Genomic DNA, 14,990 nt, shown 5'->3' with positions numbered 1-14,990 from the left:
GGGCTCCTCGCGTGTGCGGGTGCGCGCGAGTCAGGCGCCCCAGCCCGCCTGGGTGCCGCCCACCCGCTCCGCGACGATCCGCTCGGCGTAACCGGACCGCGCGTACGCGGCCATCGGGTCCGGGTCGAGCCCGCCCTCCTCGCGCAACTCCGCCAGCAGCGGCCGCACATCGGTGTTGAAGGCGTCCATCAGCACCCCGTTGGCGCCCAGTACGTCACCGGCCGCCTGCGCCGCGGCCAGCGCCTCGGTGTCCACCAGCAGCGCCTTCGCGGTGGCCTCCTGGACGTTCATCACCGAGCGGATCTGGCCGGGGATCTTCGGCTCGATGTTGTGGCACTGGTCGAGCATGAAGGCGATCTGGGAGTCCGCCGCCAGCCCGCCCGCCCGCGCGACCTCGAAGAGGATGCGGAAGAGCTGGAAGGGGTCGGCGGCGCCCACCATCAGGTCGTCGTCGGCGTAGAAGCGCGAGTTGAAGTCGAACGCGCCGAGCTTCTGCTCGCGCAGCAGGAACGCCACGATGAACTCGATGTTGGTGCCCGGCGCGTGGTGCCCGGTGTCCACGCACACCCGGGCCTGCTCGCCCAGCCGCAGGCAGTGCGCGTAGGCAGTGCCCCAGTCCGGCACGTCGGTGGTGTAGAAGGCCGGCTCGAACAGCTTGTACTCCAGGATCAGCCGCTGGTCGCCCGACAGCCGCTCGTACACCGCCGACAGCGCCTCGGCCAGCCGGTCCTGGCGGGCACGGATGTCGTCCTGGCCGGGGTAGTTGGTGCCGTCGGAGAACCACAGCTTCAGGTCCCGCGAGCCGGTCAGGTCCATCACGTCCACGCACGCGAACAGATGGTCCAGCGCCTTGCGGCGGACGGCCGGGTCGGGGTTGGTGACGCTGCCGAGCTTGTAGTCGTCGTCCTGGAAGACGTTCGCGTTCACCGTGCCCAGCGCGATCCCGGCGTCGGCGGCGGCCCGGCCCAGCGCCGCGTAGTCCGCGACCTGGTCCCAGGGGATGTGCAGGGCGACGCTCGGCGCGACCCCGGTGAAGCGGTGCACCTGGGCGGCGTCGGCGACCTTCTCGAACGGGTCCCGGGGCACGCCCTGCTGGGCGAAGACCTTGAACCTGGTGCCGGAGTTGCCGAACGCCCACGACGGCAACTCGATGCGCTGCGCGCGCAGAACGTTCTTGGCTGCCTCACGACCGGCCATGGGCGGACCTGCTTTCCGTTGCGGGGAATTGCTGACGATGCGTCACTCGGGTCACAGCGCGACCTCCACCAGGTCCACGCCCAGCAGGTCGGCGGTCGCCCGCAGCTGCGGCCGCAGGTCGCCGACGCCCAGCGCCCAGTGGTGCGAGATGCCGGTGGAACTCCACGCGTCCGTCCACTCGCCCGGGTCGCAGCCGAAGTCGACCCGCGAGGTGGTGTTGCCGATCTCCAGCAGCGGGCCGGGCACCACCTGCCCGGTGGACGCCACGAACCGGAACGCGCCGTCGCGCTGCTGCGCGATGCCGAACGCGGTGACCGGGCCGTGCGCCACGTCGAACTCCACCGACACCCCCCAGCCGCGCTTGCCGTGGTAGACGCCCAGGCCGCGCAGCAGCGGGCGGCGCCGGCTGATCGCCAGGTGGGCCGGGCCGTCATGGCCCATCTCCACCACGTTGTCGCGGAAGTTCAGCGCCTGGAGCTCGGTGAACGAGCCGCCGCCGCCGAGCCGGTCCACCACCAGCATCGCCAGCGACGTCCGCAGCTCGTACTCGCCGGTGGCGGGCAGCCCGCGCGCGGTCAGCAGCGACGCGCCCAGGATCATGCCCGCGCCCAGCCGCTCGTGCTGCTCGCCCGCAAGTCCGCGGTGGTAGTAGGCGAGGCTGTCCAGCGCGAAGTCGGCCGCCAGCCGGTCCAGGCCCACCGACACCTTCGCCGCCCAGCGGAAGTCCTCCTCCTGGACGCTGGGGTCGATGTCGAAGACCTCCCGGGCCAGCGCGATCCGCTCGTCCACCTGCGCGTCGGTGACCTCGGCGACCCGCACCCGCAGGTCGTCGAACTCCAGCACCTCCATGTGGCCGCCGAAGTTCGCCGGGACCAGCGTGAGGTCCGTCGACACGTCCAGCATCCCCGGGTACAGGTGCCCCATCAGGCCGTGCCGGCCGTGCCGCAGCGCGCCGCGCACCCCGGCCGCCTCGATCCACCGGCCGATCCGTGCCCAGGCCCGCTCGTCCTCCAGATAGCCCGACACCGACCGGAAGTCGATGCCGCAGCGCAGGAAGGCGTTGGCCATCTCCGGCAGCGGGCAGGCACCGCAGTACGCCAGCCACTGCCCGGTGTCGAAGGACGCGTGGTCCATCGCCTCGGTGGGCTGGAGGTTGATCAGCAGTACCGGCGCACCGCTGCGTTGCGCGATCGGCACCAGCATCGAGGCGGTCATGTAGGTGGTGAGGAAGCCGACGATGATGTCGCAGCCGGCCACCCGCAGCGTCTCGGCGGCGCGCGCCGCGTCCTGCGCGTCGGAGACGAACCCGGCGTCCACCACGTCGGCCTCCAGCGCCCCCAGCCGCTGCGCGACGCGGTCCGCGGACCGCCGCAGCTGCGGGAGCAGGTCGGGGAACTGCGGCCAGTAGGCGCCGAGCCCGCCGGCCACCAGGCCCACCGTGGTCCGGCGGGCGGCCACCCGCGGCAGCCCCTCGGGCAGCGGGGCGCGCTCAGCGCCCGACGTCGTGGTCATCGGGTCCTCCTTCGTGGGCGCGCAGTTGGTCGTCGAGGTGGAAGACCGGCCGCAGCAGCAGGAACCCCTCGTCGGGGGCGCGGCCGTCCAGGCCGGTGAAGAAGGGCGCCATCTCGGCCTGCCAGCGGGCGTTGACCTCGGTGCGGGCCATCGCGGCCTGGGCGGCGGCGAGGTCGTCGGCCTCGACGTAGCCGACGAGCAGCCCGTCGTCGGCGGCGAAGATCGAGTAGTTGTGCCAGCCGGCCGCGGCCAGCGCGCGGAGCATGTCCGGCCACACGTGCGCGTGCCGCTCGCGGTACTCCTCGAGGCGGTCGGGCCGGACCCGGAGCAGGAAGCAGTAGCGGTTCATCCGTTCGTCGTTCCCCAAGGGCTCGCCGGGCGCCGCCGGCGCCGGCCGGCCCCGCGGGAGGGACCGGCCGGCGCCGCGCGGCGTTTCTAGAAGTCGAACTTGTCGACGTTGGTGGAGTCGAAGACGGTCGGCGGGCCGAGCACCACCGACGGGCTGCTGCTGCCGGAGGCGCCGATCACCGTGTAGCTGCCCAGCGTGCCGGCCTTGAAGGAGGACCCGGCCTGGAGGCTGGCGCTGCCGGACGCGAGCGACGCGGCCGCATAGCCGGCCAGGTAGCCGAGCTTGTTCGGGTCCCACAGCTCGAAGGACTTCACGGTGCCGTCCTTGACGTAGGACTTCATCTGCGAGGGCAGCCCGAGCCCGGTGAGCGTGACCTTCTTCGCCACGTCCTTGTGGTTGGACAGGTACTGCGCCGCCGTCGAGATGCCCACGGTGGTCGGCGAGATGATGCCCTTGAGGTTCGGGTACGCCGACAGCAGACCCTGGAGCACCGTCAGGGAGGTGGCCGGGTCGTCGTTGCCGTAGACGGTGCTGACCAGCTTCATGTTCGGGTACTTGGCCAGCTGCTGCTTCATGTACTTGATCCAGGCGTTCTGGTTGGTCGCGCTGGCCGCCGCCGACAGGATCGCGACCTGGCCGCTGCTGCCGATCTGCTTGGCCAGCAGGTCCACCTCGGAGGTGCCGATGACCTTGGTGTCGGCCTGGTTGATGAACAGGTGGTTCGGGCTGGTGCCGCAGGAGATGTCGGAGTCGAACGAGACGATCTTGATCCCGGCGGCCGCGGCCTGGTTGAGCGACGGGCACAGCGCGGACGGGTCGTTGCCCGCGATCACGATGGCGTCGGCGTGCTTCTGGATCGCGGTCTGGATCGACGGGATCTGCGCGGCCGCGGTGTCGGCGGTGCCGGAGCTGACCACCACCTTGCCGCCCAACTCCTCCAGCGCCTTCTTGCCGCCCTGGTCGGCCAGCACCTCGTACGGGTTCTGGGTGTCCTTCGGGATGAAGTAGACCGTCAGGCCCTTCTTGACCCCGGTCGCGGTCGGCTTGCCGGTCGGGTCGGCGCCGGCGTTGGAGGAGGAACCGCACGCCGCGAGCATCAGGCCGGCCACGGTAAGGGAAAGGAGTGCGGTCGCCCTGCGGCGTGCCGTTCTGCTAAGGGTCACGTGACTGTCTTTCTTCGAAGGGCTGGACGAGGGACGGTGGAGCAAAGCGGCTTGACGAAAAACGTGACGAAAAACGTGACGAAAAAGGGGCCGGGCGCCGGGAGGTGCGAAGCCGCGCCCGGCCGGGCGTCAGGCGGCCGGCAGCGGGCCGCGCCGCGCGCGGGCCCTGGCCCGCCGCAGCAACTCCCCGCCGTTCGGCACGATCACGCTGACCAGCAGCAGCGCGCCGGTGACGATGTTCTGCACCTCGGGCTGGACGCCCATCTGCGTCAGCGCCTGCTGGAGGCACCCGACGATGGCCACCGCCAGCACCACGCCGATCACGGTGCCCCGGCCGCCGAAGATCGACACCCCGCCGAGCAGCACGATGGCCACCACGTTGAGTTCGAGGCCGGTGCCCGCGTCGTAGCTGACCGAGGAGTTCTTCAGGGTGAACAGAATGCCGGCGAGCGCGCAGAACAGCCCGGAGACCACGTAGAGCCCGAACTTGATCCGGTCCACCCGCACCCCCGAGAAGCGGGCCGCCTCCGGTTGCAGGCCGATCGCCACGATGGAGCGGCCCAGCGATGTGGCGTGCAGCACCACCCCGAAGAGCACCGCCAGCACCAGGAAGATCAACGCCGACCAGGCGATCTTCGTCCCCTGCACCGGCATGACGCCGATCTTGGTGAGCGAGATCGGAAAGCCGGTGATGGTCCGCGGCGCCAGCACGATCTCGGACAGGCCGCGGAAGAGCGTCAGGGTGCCGATGGTCACCGCGATCGACGGCAGCCCCATCTTCGCGACCAGCAGGCCGTTGAGCGCGCCGCCGGCCGCGCCGACCGCCAGCGCCGCGGCCATCGCCGCCCACACCGACCAGCCGTCGTGGAAGAGCGAGCCCATCACGGTGCCGGACAGCCCCAGCATCGAGGCCACCGACAGGTCGATCTCACCGGTCATCACGATCAGCGTGAGCGGCAGCGCCATGATGGCGATCTCGCCCATGTTCAGGCTGATGTAGAAGAAGTTGGTGCCGTCCAGGAAGTCCGAGGAGTGCGCGGCGCCGAAGATCACCACGGCGATCAGCACGAACACCAGCGCGGTCTCCCAGCGCACCAGCGAGCGCCACAGCGGCTGCCCGCCGTCGTCGACACCCCGGTAGGAGGCGGCCGGCGGCTTGGCGGTGGTCAGGTCAGGCGTCACGGTGTGCTCCCTGTGCGGACTGGAGGCTGCGGGCCACCCGCAGGCCCAGCCAGCGGTCGAAGGCGATGGCCGCCAGCAGCAGGCCGCCGGCGATCGCCTCGTTCCAGAAGGACGAGATCTTCGCGGCGACCAGCGCCTGGTTGATCGTGTTGAGCAGCAGCGCGCCCAGGGCGGCGCCCAGCACGGTGCCGCTGCCGCCGAAGATGGCCACCCCGCCGACGACCACCGCGGAGACCACGGTCAGCTCGTAGCCGTTGCCGCCGGTGACGTCGATCTGGGCGTGCAGCGCGAGGAACAGCGAGCCGGCCAGGCCCGCGAGCGCGCCGCTGATCACGAAGGCGCCGAACACCCGCCGCCCGGCGGGGATGCCGGCCAGCGCGGCCGCCTCCGGGTTGGAGCCGATCGCGTACAGGTCGCGGCTGGCCCGGAAGGAGCGCATCGCGTAGCTGACCACCGCGACCACCACCGCCACGATGATCGCCAGCCACGGCACCCCGAGGAAGGTGCGGTACCCCACTTCCGTGAAGGACTTGGGGATGGCCGCCGGGTCGATGGTCTTGCCGTCGACGATCACTCCGTCCACCCCGCGCACGATGTAGAGCATCGCCAGGGTCACCACCAGGCTCGGCACCCGCGTCACGACCGTGATCACGCCGTTGATCGAGCCGACCAGCGCGCCGACCGCGATGCCCAGCACATAGCCGAGCAGCACCGGGAAGCCGGCGTGGTGCTTGAAGACGTCGCCGACGACGTAGGCGGACAGGCCGACCACCGAGCCGACCGACAGGTCCACGTTGCGGGTGACGATCACCATCGTCTCGCCGACGCCGAGCAGCGCGATCAGCGAGGCGCCGGTGAGCAGCTGCTGCACGCTGTGCGCGTTGGCGAAAGCGTGGTTGCTGATCGTGGTGACCACGAAGACCAGCACGATCGCGACGCCGATGCCCAGTTCGCGGGCCCGCAGCAGCGCCGCGCCGCGTGCGAAGCGCTGGGTGCCCTGGGCCGGGGCGGGTGCGGTGAGCTGTGCGGTCATGACGCCACCGCCGCGTAACCGGTGGCGGCGCGCATGATCGAGTCCTCGTCGGCCTCGTCGCGGGCGAGCTCCGCGGTGATCCGGCCCTCGTGCAGGACCAGCACCCGGTCGGCCATGCCCAGTACCTCGGGCAGTTCGGAGGAGATCATCAGCACCGCCATCCCGTCGGCGACCAGGCCGTCGAGGATGCGGTGCACCTCGGCCTTGGTCCCGACGTCGATACCTCGGGTCGGTTCGTCGATGATCAGCAGCGAGGGGTCCCGGGCGAGCCACTTGCCCAGCACCACCTTCTGCTGATTGCCGCCCGACAGGGTGGAGACCGGGTTCTTCATCCGGCCGAACTTCAACTGGAGCCGCTCCGCCCAGGTCAGCGCCAGCTCGCGTTCCGAGCCGCGGCGTATCAGGCCGAGCCGGCCCAGCCGCGCCAGCGAGGCCAGCGCCACGTTGCGGTCGATGCCCATGTCCATCACCAGGCCCTGCTGGCGGCGGTCCTCCGGGACGAGCGCCACGCCGGCGGCCATCGCGTCGGCCGGCACACCGTTGCGCAGCCGCCGGCCGCCCACCGTGACGGTGCCCGACGTCCGGCGGTCGATGCCGAAGACGGCCCGGGCGACCTCGCTGCGCCCGGCGCCGACCAGCCCGGCCAGGCCGACGATCTCGCCGCGGCGCACGGTGAAGCTGACGTCGTGGAAGACGCCCTCGCGGGTGAGGTGCTCGACCTCCAGCACCGTCTCACCGGGGGAGGTCTGGGTCTTCGGGAAGAGCGCGCCCAGCTCGCGGCCGACCATCGACCGGATGATGGAGTCGGCGGTCACCTCCTCGATGGGCGCGGTGCTCACGAACTTCCCGTCGCGCATGATGGTCACGCGCTGGCAGCTGGCCAGCACCTCTTCGATGCGGTGCGAGATGAACAGCACCGCGGCGCCCTGCTCGCGCAGCGTGCGCATCACCTCGAAGAGCCGCTCGACCTCCACCGTGGTCAGCGCGGCGGTCGGCTCGTCCATCACCAGCACCTTGGCGTCCAGCGACAGCGCCTTGGCGATCTCGACGATCTGCTGGTCGGCGACGGACAGGCCGCGGGCCTGCCGCTGCGGGTCCAGTTGGACGCCCAGCCGCTCGAAGACCTCCGTCGCCGCCCGGTTCATCGCGGTGCGGTCGATCCGGCGGCCGGCGCGCAGCGGCTGACGGCCCATGAAGATGTTCTCCGCGACGGTCAGGTCGGGGAAGAGGGTGGGCTCCTGGTAGATGATCGACACGCCGGCGGCGCGGGAGGCCGCGGGGCCGGAGAACACCACCGGGGTGCCGTCGACCGCGAGCCGGCCGCTGTCGGGCTGGTGCACGCCGGCGAGGATCTTCACGAGCGTGGACTTGCCCGCGCCGTTCTCGCCCAACAGGGCGTGTGCCTCGCCTGGGTAGAGGGTGACCGACCCGTCCTCGAGCGCGCGCACCGCGCCGAAGCGCTTGGTGGCCTGCTCGAGGACCAGGAGCGGGTCCTTGCCTACGGGATCTTTCATCGCGCCAGGTCCTCGTCTTGGTGTGGTGCTCGGTGGCGGGTTCGCCACATGTGGGCCCACTCCCTCCCCGGAACGCGGTCCGGGACTCGTCGTGCCCTCCGTCCGAACGTCGGGCCACCGGTGAATTGGAACGTTTCACAAGGGTGAACGACGCGAGACTATGTCCTGTGTCACGTGACGTCTAGGGTCGCGCACGAAATATTCGCGGCTACGGAAGAGTGCTGGTGGGCGGGTCGCGCCGCAAGGGCTTTCGGGCGGGCCCGGGGCGGCAGCGCCCGGGGCCTTCCGGGCGCCGCGGCGGCTGGATGCGGCCCGGCGGCCGGCATCTTCCCCGAATCGTGCCGTTACGCCCCATTGCGGAGCCCGTCCGCCGCCGTTATTCTGTGCCCGTCTGAAACGACTCATCCCACCAAGCCCGGTGCCCGGCAGGCGAGTTGCCAGCGCCTTCCCACATGCTGGAACCCGGCCCCGCGCCGCCCTCGCGCCGCTCTGCTCAGGGGGCGAGGTGGGTGCGGGTCCAGGTGAGGAGGGCGGGGGTGGCGGCCTCGATCATGGTGAGGACCGTGGTGAAGCCGTCGGGGCCGCCGTAGTAGGGGTCGGGCACGTCGAGGTCCGGGCCGCCGGCCGGGGCGGCCGGGTCGAAGGAGCGGAAGAGCCGGACCCGGGCGGGGTCGGGCACCAGCGTGCGCAGCGCCCGTTCGTGCCCGCGGTCCATCGCCAGGAAGAGGTCGGCGTCCAGATGCTCCGGGCCGACCTGCGCGGCGACATGGTCGACGGGGTAGCCGTGCTGCTCCAGCACCCGCGCGGAGCGCGGGTCCATCGGCTTCCCGACGTGCCAGGGCCCGATGCCCGCGCTTGTCACGCGCACCCGGTCGGACAGGCCGGCCCGGCGCAGGTGCTCGGCCACCACCAGCGCGGCGGACGGCGACCGGCAGATGTTCCCGCTGCATACGAAGCACAGATGCACGGGCGCCAGACTACGGGCCTGCTTCAGCACAGCGTCACCTCCACGGTGGCACCGTAGGCGTGGTGCGTGGCGGCCTCGATCCGGGTGCCGCCGCGGGTACGGGTGACGCGCACCCCGTCCGCGCCGCCGGCCGCCCGCAGCTTCCGCCCGCGCAGCAGCACCGTGACGGACTCCCGTGCCGTGGTCGGGTCGGCCACCGCGACCGTCGTACGGCCGTCGCGGTGCTCCCGCACCAGCACCGACGCCGGGCCGTCGACCTCCAGCGGCCCGGCGCGGTGCGGCCCGGGACCGAACGCGTTGGCGGCCGTGATACCGAGCCCGGTGTGCCGGACGGCCTGCACGGCGGGGGAGTTGGCGAGCACCGACAGCGGCCCGGACCGCCCGTACCCGCGCAGCGCCTGCTCGCTCGCGCCCGGCACCAGCGCGTACGCGAAACAGGCCGGCGCGGCGCCGGCCTCCTGCGCGCAGCCGACCGAGAAGACCTGCTTGGTGACCGCGGTGTCGGGGTTGGCGGTACGGATCGCCCGCCGGCTGCGGGTGACGGTCGCAAGGCCCACCCGCACCAGCGGCGCCCGCCCGGGGCCGGGCAGCAGGACGTAGCCGACCGCGGTGCCCTGCCCGCCGTCGGCGTAGCGCAGCCAGGCCAGTTCGCCGCTGCCGGGCCCGGTGAACGCGCGGCCGTCCCGCAGTTGCCCGGTGACGGCGACCGGGTCCCCGGGGGCCGCGACGCGCGTGTCGAAGGTGGTGGCCACCGCCCGGCCCGCGTCGTCGCCGACGCCCGCGGCGAGCACCACCACCTCGTCGTCGAAGAAGTACCAGGACTTGGTGGCGCGCGCGTTCGCGTAGGCCACGAAGTCCGCGGGGAGCAGGCCGGCGCGGGCCGCGGCATAGGCCGCGTCATCGGACAGCACCAGCCCGCAGGTGCCGTACGGGCCCGAACGGGCGCCCCCGGAGTGGGAGTTGGTGGACAGCGGGAAGTAGACGTAGGTGTTCTGCGCCTCCGACGAGGAGGTGAACCCGGCCGCGGGGTTGTCGTACCAGGCGGTGCCGTACAGCTCCGGCACGCTTCGCCGGGTCTGGACCGGCGCGGTCACCCCGCCCAGCGCGTAGGGCGACACGGTCGTGAAGTGGTCGACGCCGTACGCCTGCGCCTGGTCCTGGCCGGACAGGTAGAGGTAGTGCGCGCCCGCGCCCTGGAACCAGGGCAGGAGGTTCTCGCCGTTCATGTACTCGTAGCCGCTGATCCGGGTGGAGCTGCGGGCGAGGGTGAACGCCCAGCCGGGGCGGCGGTGCACCACGCGGTCCATCGCGTTGAACGCGGTGTGCTGGGCGGGCGCGTTGAGGTCGGCGGCGGGCACGGAGGGGTCGGCGAGGAGGTCGGCGTAGCGGGCGGTGCTCACCGGGGAGACGAACGACGCCGGGTCCACCGGTGCCCGCGACTCGCGCCGGACGAACTTCGCGTACCCGGCGAGCGCGGCCGCCCGGGCGCCGGTGGTGTACGCCGCCAGGTCCACCACGGACTCCACGACGGTGCCCACGTCCGCGTAGCCGGTGGTGGGGCGGGAGACCGCGCGGCCCTTGACCGCCTCCGTCATCCACCCCTCGAAGATCAGCGGCGCGAAGCTGTCCGCCACCCAGCCGGCGGCGGTGCCCGCCGGGTCGGTGCCGGCCAGGTAGCCGGTGCCGTCCAGCAGTTTGACGGTCTGCACGATCCGGCTGAGCAGCCCGGTGCCGTAGGAGCCGGTGTAGGCGACCGACGCGTGCTGGAGGTAGGAGCCGTCGGCGTAGAACCCGTCGGTGACGTGGTGCCGCAGCGCGTACGGGTCGATGGGCGCGAGCACCGTGGCCTGGTCCGCGACGGCCTTGGTGATGCGGGCGTCGTCGCCGGTCAGGGCGCCCTGCATGATGCGGTCGGTGGTGATGTCGGCGAGGTTGGCGCCGGTGTGGAAGCGGGAGTCGAGGTCGACGTCGCCGTCCCTGCCGTTGCGCAGGTAGCCGTCCATGGCGGCGACGTAGGCCGCGGTCAGGTCGGGGTGGGAGGCGGCGACGGTCTCCTGGAGCAGGATCAGGGTCTTGGTGGCGTACTGCGGGATCGCGATCTCCCAGTTGAACCAGTTGCCGTAGTAGCCGGCCTGCTGGTCGCCGAAGCAGCGGTCGTAGAGCCACTGGAGCCCGTCGGCGGCGCGCTGCTGGACGGCGGTGGCGCCGGTGAGGTCGGCGGCGCCGGACGGGACGCGGGTGGCGAGCGCGATCTCGTACAGGTACTGGTAGGCGGCGGTCAGCGCGGTGTCACTGCTGCCGAGGGTGAGGCCGGCGAACAGCTCGCCGCTGCCGGCCGCGTCCATCGCGGCCAGCCGGGTGCGGGCGGTGGCGGCGATCGCGGCGAGCTTGGCGGCGACCTCGGGGCGGGCGTTGGAGGCGGCGGTGCCCGCGAAGACGTCGACGGTGTTGGACAGTACGGTGGCGCGGTCGGCGGGAGTGCCGGGGGCGCCCCGGGGCGCGGGGGCGGTGCCGGCCGTGCCGGCCGTGGTGGCCGTCGTGTCGGCCGTGGTGGCCGACGCCCGGTCCGGCGCCGCGGCGAGCACGGCGGTCGCGGGCACCGCGGCGATCAGGGCGCGGCGGGAGATCTGCACGGCGGGGCCTCCAGGGGTGGGCGGAAGCGGTGCTTGCGGCCTGGCCGTATTGAAGCAACGCTTCCGCCGCGCGTCAGCACTTCTCACACGGCCGCCGGGCGCGTGGGGCCCTTTGTCCGGCCGGAACCGCGTCAGGCGTCAGGCGTCAGGCGTCCGCCGGCGTGAAGCGGTTCAGGCCGACCGCCGCCAGCAGCCGCAGTTTCTCCGCACCCTCGCTGCGGGGCGGCGCGGTGAGCACCAGCAGGGTCTGCGACTGGTCGTCGGTGAACAGCGCCTGGCAGTCCACCTCGATCGCCCCGATCTCCGGGTGCAGCAGCGTCTTGTGGTCCTCGAAGCGCTGCGCGACCTCGTGCCGGTCCCACAGCTCGGCGAACTCCGCGCTGGCCCGGTGCAGGGCGCGCGCCAACTCGCCCGCCCGCGAGTCCGGTCCGCGCAGCCCGTACGCGACCCGCAGGCCCGCGACCTGGGCGCGGCCGTGCCGGGTGTGGTCGTCGGCCGGGTAGGAGGAGCGGGCCGCCGGGTCGGTGAACCAGCGGTAGACCGCGCTGCGCGCGAGCCCGGTGTACCCCGAGGCGTCGCCGAACAGCGCGGCGGCCATCCGGTTCTGCACCAGCGTCTCGCCGAGGTCGGTCAGGATGAGCGCGGGCGTGTCGTCGAGCCGGTCCAGCACCCGCAGCAGCGCCGGGGCGACGTGCGGCACCGCGGACAGCGACACCGGCGCGTTGTGCCCGGCGATCCGGTAGAGGTAGCGGCGCTCGTCGTCGGTCAGCCGCAGCGCGCGGGCGAGCGAGGCGAGCATCTGCTCGCTGGGCTGCGGGCCGCGCCGCTGTTCCAGCCGCGTGTAGTAGTCGGTCGACATCACCGCCAGGCCCGCCACCTCCTCGCGCCGCAGCCCCCGGGTACGGCGCCGCGCGCCCTGGGGGAGGGCGACGTCCTCCGGGCGCAGCGCCTCCCGTCGGCGGCGCAGGAAGTCGGCGAGTGCGGCACGGTCCATGCCCTCCATTATCGGCCTCTGCGCCCGCCCGGCCAGGGACTGCCGATCCCCCCGTCCCGGCGGTGCGGCCCGCCGCGGGCCGAAAACCGCTTGCCGTACGGCGCTACCGTCGTGGGATGACCTTCGCGCCCCGGCTGGAAGAGATCACCGCCGCCAACCTGCAAGCCGCCCTCGCCGTCGAGGTCCGCCCGGACCAGGCGCACCTGGTCGAGCCGGTGGCGACATCGCTCGCCGAGGCGTACGTGCACCGCGCGTTCGCCTGGCCGCGCCTGATCCTGGACGGCGGCCGGGCCGGGGAAGGGCGGGGTGAGGGATGAGCGGGGGGATGTGGGCCGCGGTGCTCGCGGTGGCGGCGCTGGCGCTGGTCGCCGCGGTCGTCGACGGCCGGGCCAGGTCGCGGCGGCCGCCGCGGGGCGCGCGCGGGGGCGCCGGCCCGGGTCCGGGCCGGGGGCCCGCGCCGCGGCAGCCGCGGCAGCCGCGGCAGCCGCGCCGGGGCGAGGTGTGGTGGGCGCGGGTGCCGTTCGAGGACGGCCCGGGCGGCAAGGACCGGCCCTGCCTGGTGCTGTCGGTCCGCGGCGGCTCCGCGCGCGTCGCCAAGATCACCACCAAGCGGCACGCCGGGCTGCCGGGGGTGCTGGCCCTGCCCCCGGGCACCGTCGACGACGCGGCGGGCCGGCAGAGCTACCTGGAGACCGGGGAGCTGCGGGACGTCCCGCTCCCGGCGTTCCGCCGCCGCGCCGGAGCGCTGGACCCCGGCTTCATGAAGCGGCTCGAACGGCGCTGACGCCCCCGGACCGCACCCATCCCGACGCCCGCCCCGCGCGTCGCACCCTGTGACGCGCGGGGCGGGCGTATGTGCCGTAACCGCGCCCCCGCGGCCGGGGAAACGCTAGCCTTGCGTGCGTTGTGGCCGTTTCGGCCGTCAGGTCGTTCCGAGCCAGGGGGGCTCATGCGGAGAGCCGGTGCACCGACGCGCGCCTTCGGCCCGCGGTGACCCGTCGCACCGAGCTCGCGCTGCTGCTCCTGGCCATCGCGGTGCCGGTGTACGCGTACGCCGACGCGGGGCTGGCGCTGCACGGCGAGGTGCCGTCCGGGCTGCTGGGCTACGGCCTCGGCCTCGGGCTGCTGGCGTGCCTCGGCCACTTGGCGGTGCGCAGGTTCGCCCGCCACGCCGACCCGCTGCTGCTGCCGATCGCGACGCTCCTCAACGGCCTCGGGCTGGTGGTCATCTGGCGGCTGGACCAGTCCCCGCGGCTGCGCTCCGACCCGGGCTTCCAGGTGGCCGCGCCGCGCCAGCTGCTGTACTCCGCGGCGGGGCTGGTGCTCTTCGCGGTGGTGCTGGTGCTGCTGCGGGACCACCGCACGCTCCAGCGGTACACGTACACCTCGATGGTGGTCGCGCTGGTGCTGCTGCTCCTGCCGCTGGTGCCGGGGCTCGGGCTCGACGTGTACGGGGCGCGGATCTGGATCGCGCTGGCCGGGTACAGCATGCAGCCGGCGGAGTTCGCGAAGATCGTGATCGCGGTGTTCTTCGCGGGCTACCTGGTGGTGAAGCGGGACGCGCTGGCGCTGGCCGGGCGGCGGTTCGCCGGGCTGGCGCTGCCGCGCGGCCGGGACCTGGGGCCGATCCTGTCGGTGTGGGCGCTGTCGGTGCTGATCCTGGTCTTCGAGACCGACCTCGGTACGTCGCTGCTGTTCTTCGGCATGTTCGTGGCGATGCTGTACGCGGCCACCGAGCGGACCAGCTGGCTCGTCTTCGGCCTGCTGATGGCGGCGGGCGGCGCGGTGGGCGTCGGCTCCTTCGAGCCGCACGTGCAGCAGCGGGTCCGGGCGTGGCTGCACCCCATGGGCGAGTACCTCAAGAGCCGGCAGGGGCTGCCCGGCCACTCCGAGCAGTCCATGCAGGCGCTGTGGGCGTTCGGCTCGGGCGGCCTGATCGGCACGGGGCTGGGGCAGGGCAACTCCGACCTGATCGGCTTCGCCGCGAACTCCGACTTCATCCTGGCCACGGTCGGCGAGGAGCTGGGGATGGCCGGGCTGGTCGCGTTGCTGCTGCTGTACGCGCTGGTCGTCGAGCGCGGGATGCGGGCCGCGCTGGCCACCCGCGACCCGTTCGGCAAGCTGCTGGCGGGCGGGCTGTCGGCGGCGTTCGCGCTCCAGGTGTTCGTGGTGGCCGGCGGTGTCCTCGGGCTGATCCCGCTGACCGGGATGACGCTGCCGTTCGTGGCGTACGGCGGGTCGTCGGTGATCGCCAACTGGGCGCTGGTCGGGATTCTGGTCCGGATCAGCGACACCGCGCGGCGGCCGGACCCGGAGGGGGCCGCCGGCGGGGAGGCGTACGGCGACTCGGACCGGGCCACCGGCGGGGAGGCGTACGGGGACGGGGGCGCTCGGTGAGGCGCCCCCGGTGTCCGGTGGGTGCCGGGGCGAGGGGTACCGTCGTTCC

The 14,990-nt window shown here is 73.1% G+C and carries 12 protein-coding genes and 1 pseudogene; 3 read left to right on the top strand and 10 right to left on the bottom strand.

Annotated features, from left to right (window positions below; translation table 11 throughout):
* Nucleotides 1–30: 30 nt before the first annotated feature.
* The 10 genes from rhaI to AC3ERT_RS34830 form a co-directional block, all read right to left on the bottom strand.
* Nucleotides 31–1,197, bottom strand: a complete 1,167-nt coding sequence (rhaI, locus tag AC3ERT_RS34875; RefSeq protein ID WP_435179042.1) for an L-rhamnose isomerase — start codon at nucleotides 1,195–1,197, stop codon at nucleotides 31–33.
* Nucleotides 1,198–1,248: 51 nt separating this feature from the next.
* Nucleotides 1,249–2,709 carry an arabinose isomerase gene (locus AC3ERT_RS34870; protein WP_435179040.1) on the bottom strand — a complete coding sequence of 487 codons (1,461 nt, stop codon included), beginning with the start codon at nucleotides 2,707–2,709 and terminating at the stop codon, nucleotides 1,249–1,251.
* Nucleotides 2,687–3,058, bottom strand: coding sequence for an L-rhamnose mutarotase (locus AC3ERT_RS34865; protein WP_435137691.1), 372 nt, complete (start codon nucleotides 3,056–3,058; stop codon nucleotides 2,687–2,689). Before AC3ERT_RS34865 ends, AC3ERT_RS34870 begins: the two co-directional genes overlap by 23 nt.
* An 86-nt stretch (nucleotides 3,059–3,144) precedes the next feature.
* Nucleotides 3,145–4,155: a substrate-binding domain-containing protein gene (locus tag AC3ERT_RS34860; RefSeq protein ID WP_435137700.1), complete on the bottom strand. Its 1,011-nt coding sequence runs from the start codon at nucleotides 4,153–4,155 to the stop codon at nucleotides 3,145–3,147.
* Nucleotides 4,156–4,350: 195 nt separating this feature from the next.
* Nucleotides 4,351–5,403 carry an ABC transporter permease gene (locus AC3ERT_RS34855; protein ID WP_335976650.1) on the bottom strand — a complete coding sequence of 351 codons (1,053 nt, stop codon included), beginning with the start codon at nucleotides 5,401–5,403 and terminating at the stop codon, nucleotides 4,351–4,353.
* On the bottom strand, nucleotides 5,393–6,436 hold the full coding sequence (locus tag AC3ERT_RS34850; protein WP_335976647.1) for an ABC transporter permease: 1,044 nt from the start codon (nucleotides 6,434–6,436) through the stop codon (nucleotides 5,393–5,395). Before AC3ERT_RS34850 ends, AC3ERT_RS34855 begins: the two co-directional genes overlap by 11 nt.
* A complete protein-coding gene (locus tag AC3ERT_RS34845) occupies nucleotides 6,433–7,950 on the bottom strand; it encodes a sugar ABC transporter ATP-binding protein (RefSeq protein WP_335976645.1) in 1,518 nt (505 codons plus the stop codon). The genes AC3ERT_RS34850 and AC3ERT_RS34845 overlap by 4 nt, the downstream gene beginning before the upstream one ends.
* Nucleotides 7,951–8,443: 493 nt before the next feature.
* On the bottom strand, nucleotides 8,444–8,917 hold the full coding sequence (locus tag AC3ERT_RS34840) for a low molecular weight protein-tyrosine-phosphatase (protein ID WP_435179044.1): 474 nt from the start codon (nucleotides 8,915–8,917) through the stop codon (nucleotides 8,444–8,446).
* 23 nt (nucleotides 8,918–8,940) lie between these two features.
* Entirely contained in the window at nucleotides 8,941–11,550 is a 2,610-nt protein-coding gene (locus AC3ERT_RS34835; RefSeq protein WP_435179037.1) for a polysaccharide lyase family 8 super-sandwich domain-containing protein, read from the bottom strand.
* Between the two features lie 145 nt (nucleotides 11,551–11,695).
* A complete protein-coding gene (locus tag AC3ERT_RS34830; RefSeq protein ID WP_335976635.1) occupies nucleotides 11,696–12,544 on the bottom strand; it encodes a helix-turn-helix transcriptional regulator in 849 nt (282 codons plus the stop codon).
* Nucleotides 12,545–12,660: 116 nt separating this feature from the next.
* Between AC3ERT_RS34830 and AC3ERT_RS34825 the strand changes: the two are divergent.
* The 3 genes and pseudogenes from AC3ERT_RS34825 to AC3ERT_RS34815 form a co-directional block, all read left to right on the top strand.
* Nucleotides 12,661–12,834: pseudogene (locus AC3ERT_RS34825) on the top strand (GNAT family N-acetyltransferase); the annotation flags it as partial.
* Between the two features lie 23 nt (nucleotides 12,835–12,857).
* The gene (locus AC3ERT_RS34820; protein WP_435179035.1) at nucleotides 12,858–13,328 is read left to right on the top strand and encodes a type II toxin-antitoxin system PemK/MazF family toxin; all 471 of its coding nucleotides are present in this window, start codon (nucleotides 12,858–12,860) and stop codon (nucleotides 13,326–13,328) included.
* A gap of 206 nt (nucleotides 13,329–13,534) precedes the next feature.
* Nucleotides 13,535–14,941, top strand: a complete 1,407-nt coding sequence (locus AC3ERT_RS34815) for an FtsW/RodA/SpoVE family cell cycle protein (protein ID WP_435179033.1) — start codon at nucleotides 13,535–13,537, stop codon at nucleotides 14,939–14,941.
* Nucleotides 14,942–14,990 lie beyond the last annotated feature (49 nt).

It is taken from the genome of Actinacidiphila sp. bgisy145 (genome assembly GCF_057708125.1).
This window is presented reverse-complemented; position numbering and strand designations above follow the sequence as displayed.

Coding starts and splice junctions, on each gene's coding strand:
- AC3ERT_RS34860 (WP_435137700.1), bottom strand. CDS start 4,155: ATGCTCGCGGCGTGCGGTTCCTCCTCCAACGCCGGCGCCGACCCGACC.
- AC3ERT_RS34845 (WP_335976645.1), bottom strand. CDS start 7,950: ATGAAAGATCCCGTAGGCAAGGACCCGCTCCTGGTCCTCGAGCAGGCC.
- AC3ERT_RS34850 (WP_335976647.1), bottom strand. CDS start 6,436: ATGACCGCACAGCTCACCGCACCCGCCCCGGCCCAGGGCACCCAGCGC.
- AC3ERT_RS34830 (WP_335976635.1), bottom strand. CDS start 12,544: ATGGACCGTGCCGCACTCGCCGACTTCCTGCGCCGCCGACGGGAGGCG.
- AC3ERT_RS34870 (WP_435179040.1), bottom strand. CDS start 2,709: ATGACCACGACGTCGGGCGCTGAGCGCGCCCCGCTGCCCGAGGGGCTG.
- rhaI (WP_435179042.1), bottom strand. CDS start 1,197: ATGGCCGGTCGTGAGGCAGCCAAGAACGTTCTGCGCGCGCAGCGCATC.
- AC3ERT_RS34865 (WP_435137691.1), bottom strand. CDS start 3,058: ATGAACCGCTACTGCTTCCTGCTCCGGGTCCGGCCCGACCGCCTCGAG.
- AC3ERT_RS34820 (WP_435179035.1), top strand. CDS start 12,858: ATGAGCGGGGGGATGTGGGCCGCGGTGCTCGCGGTGGCGGCGCTGGCG.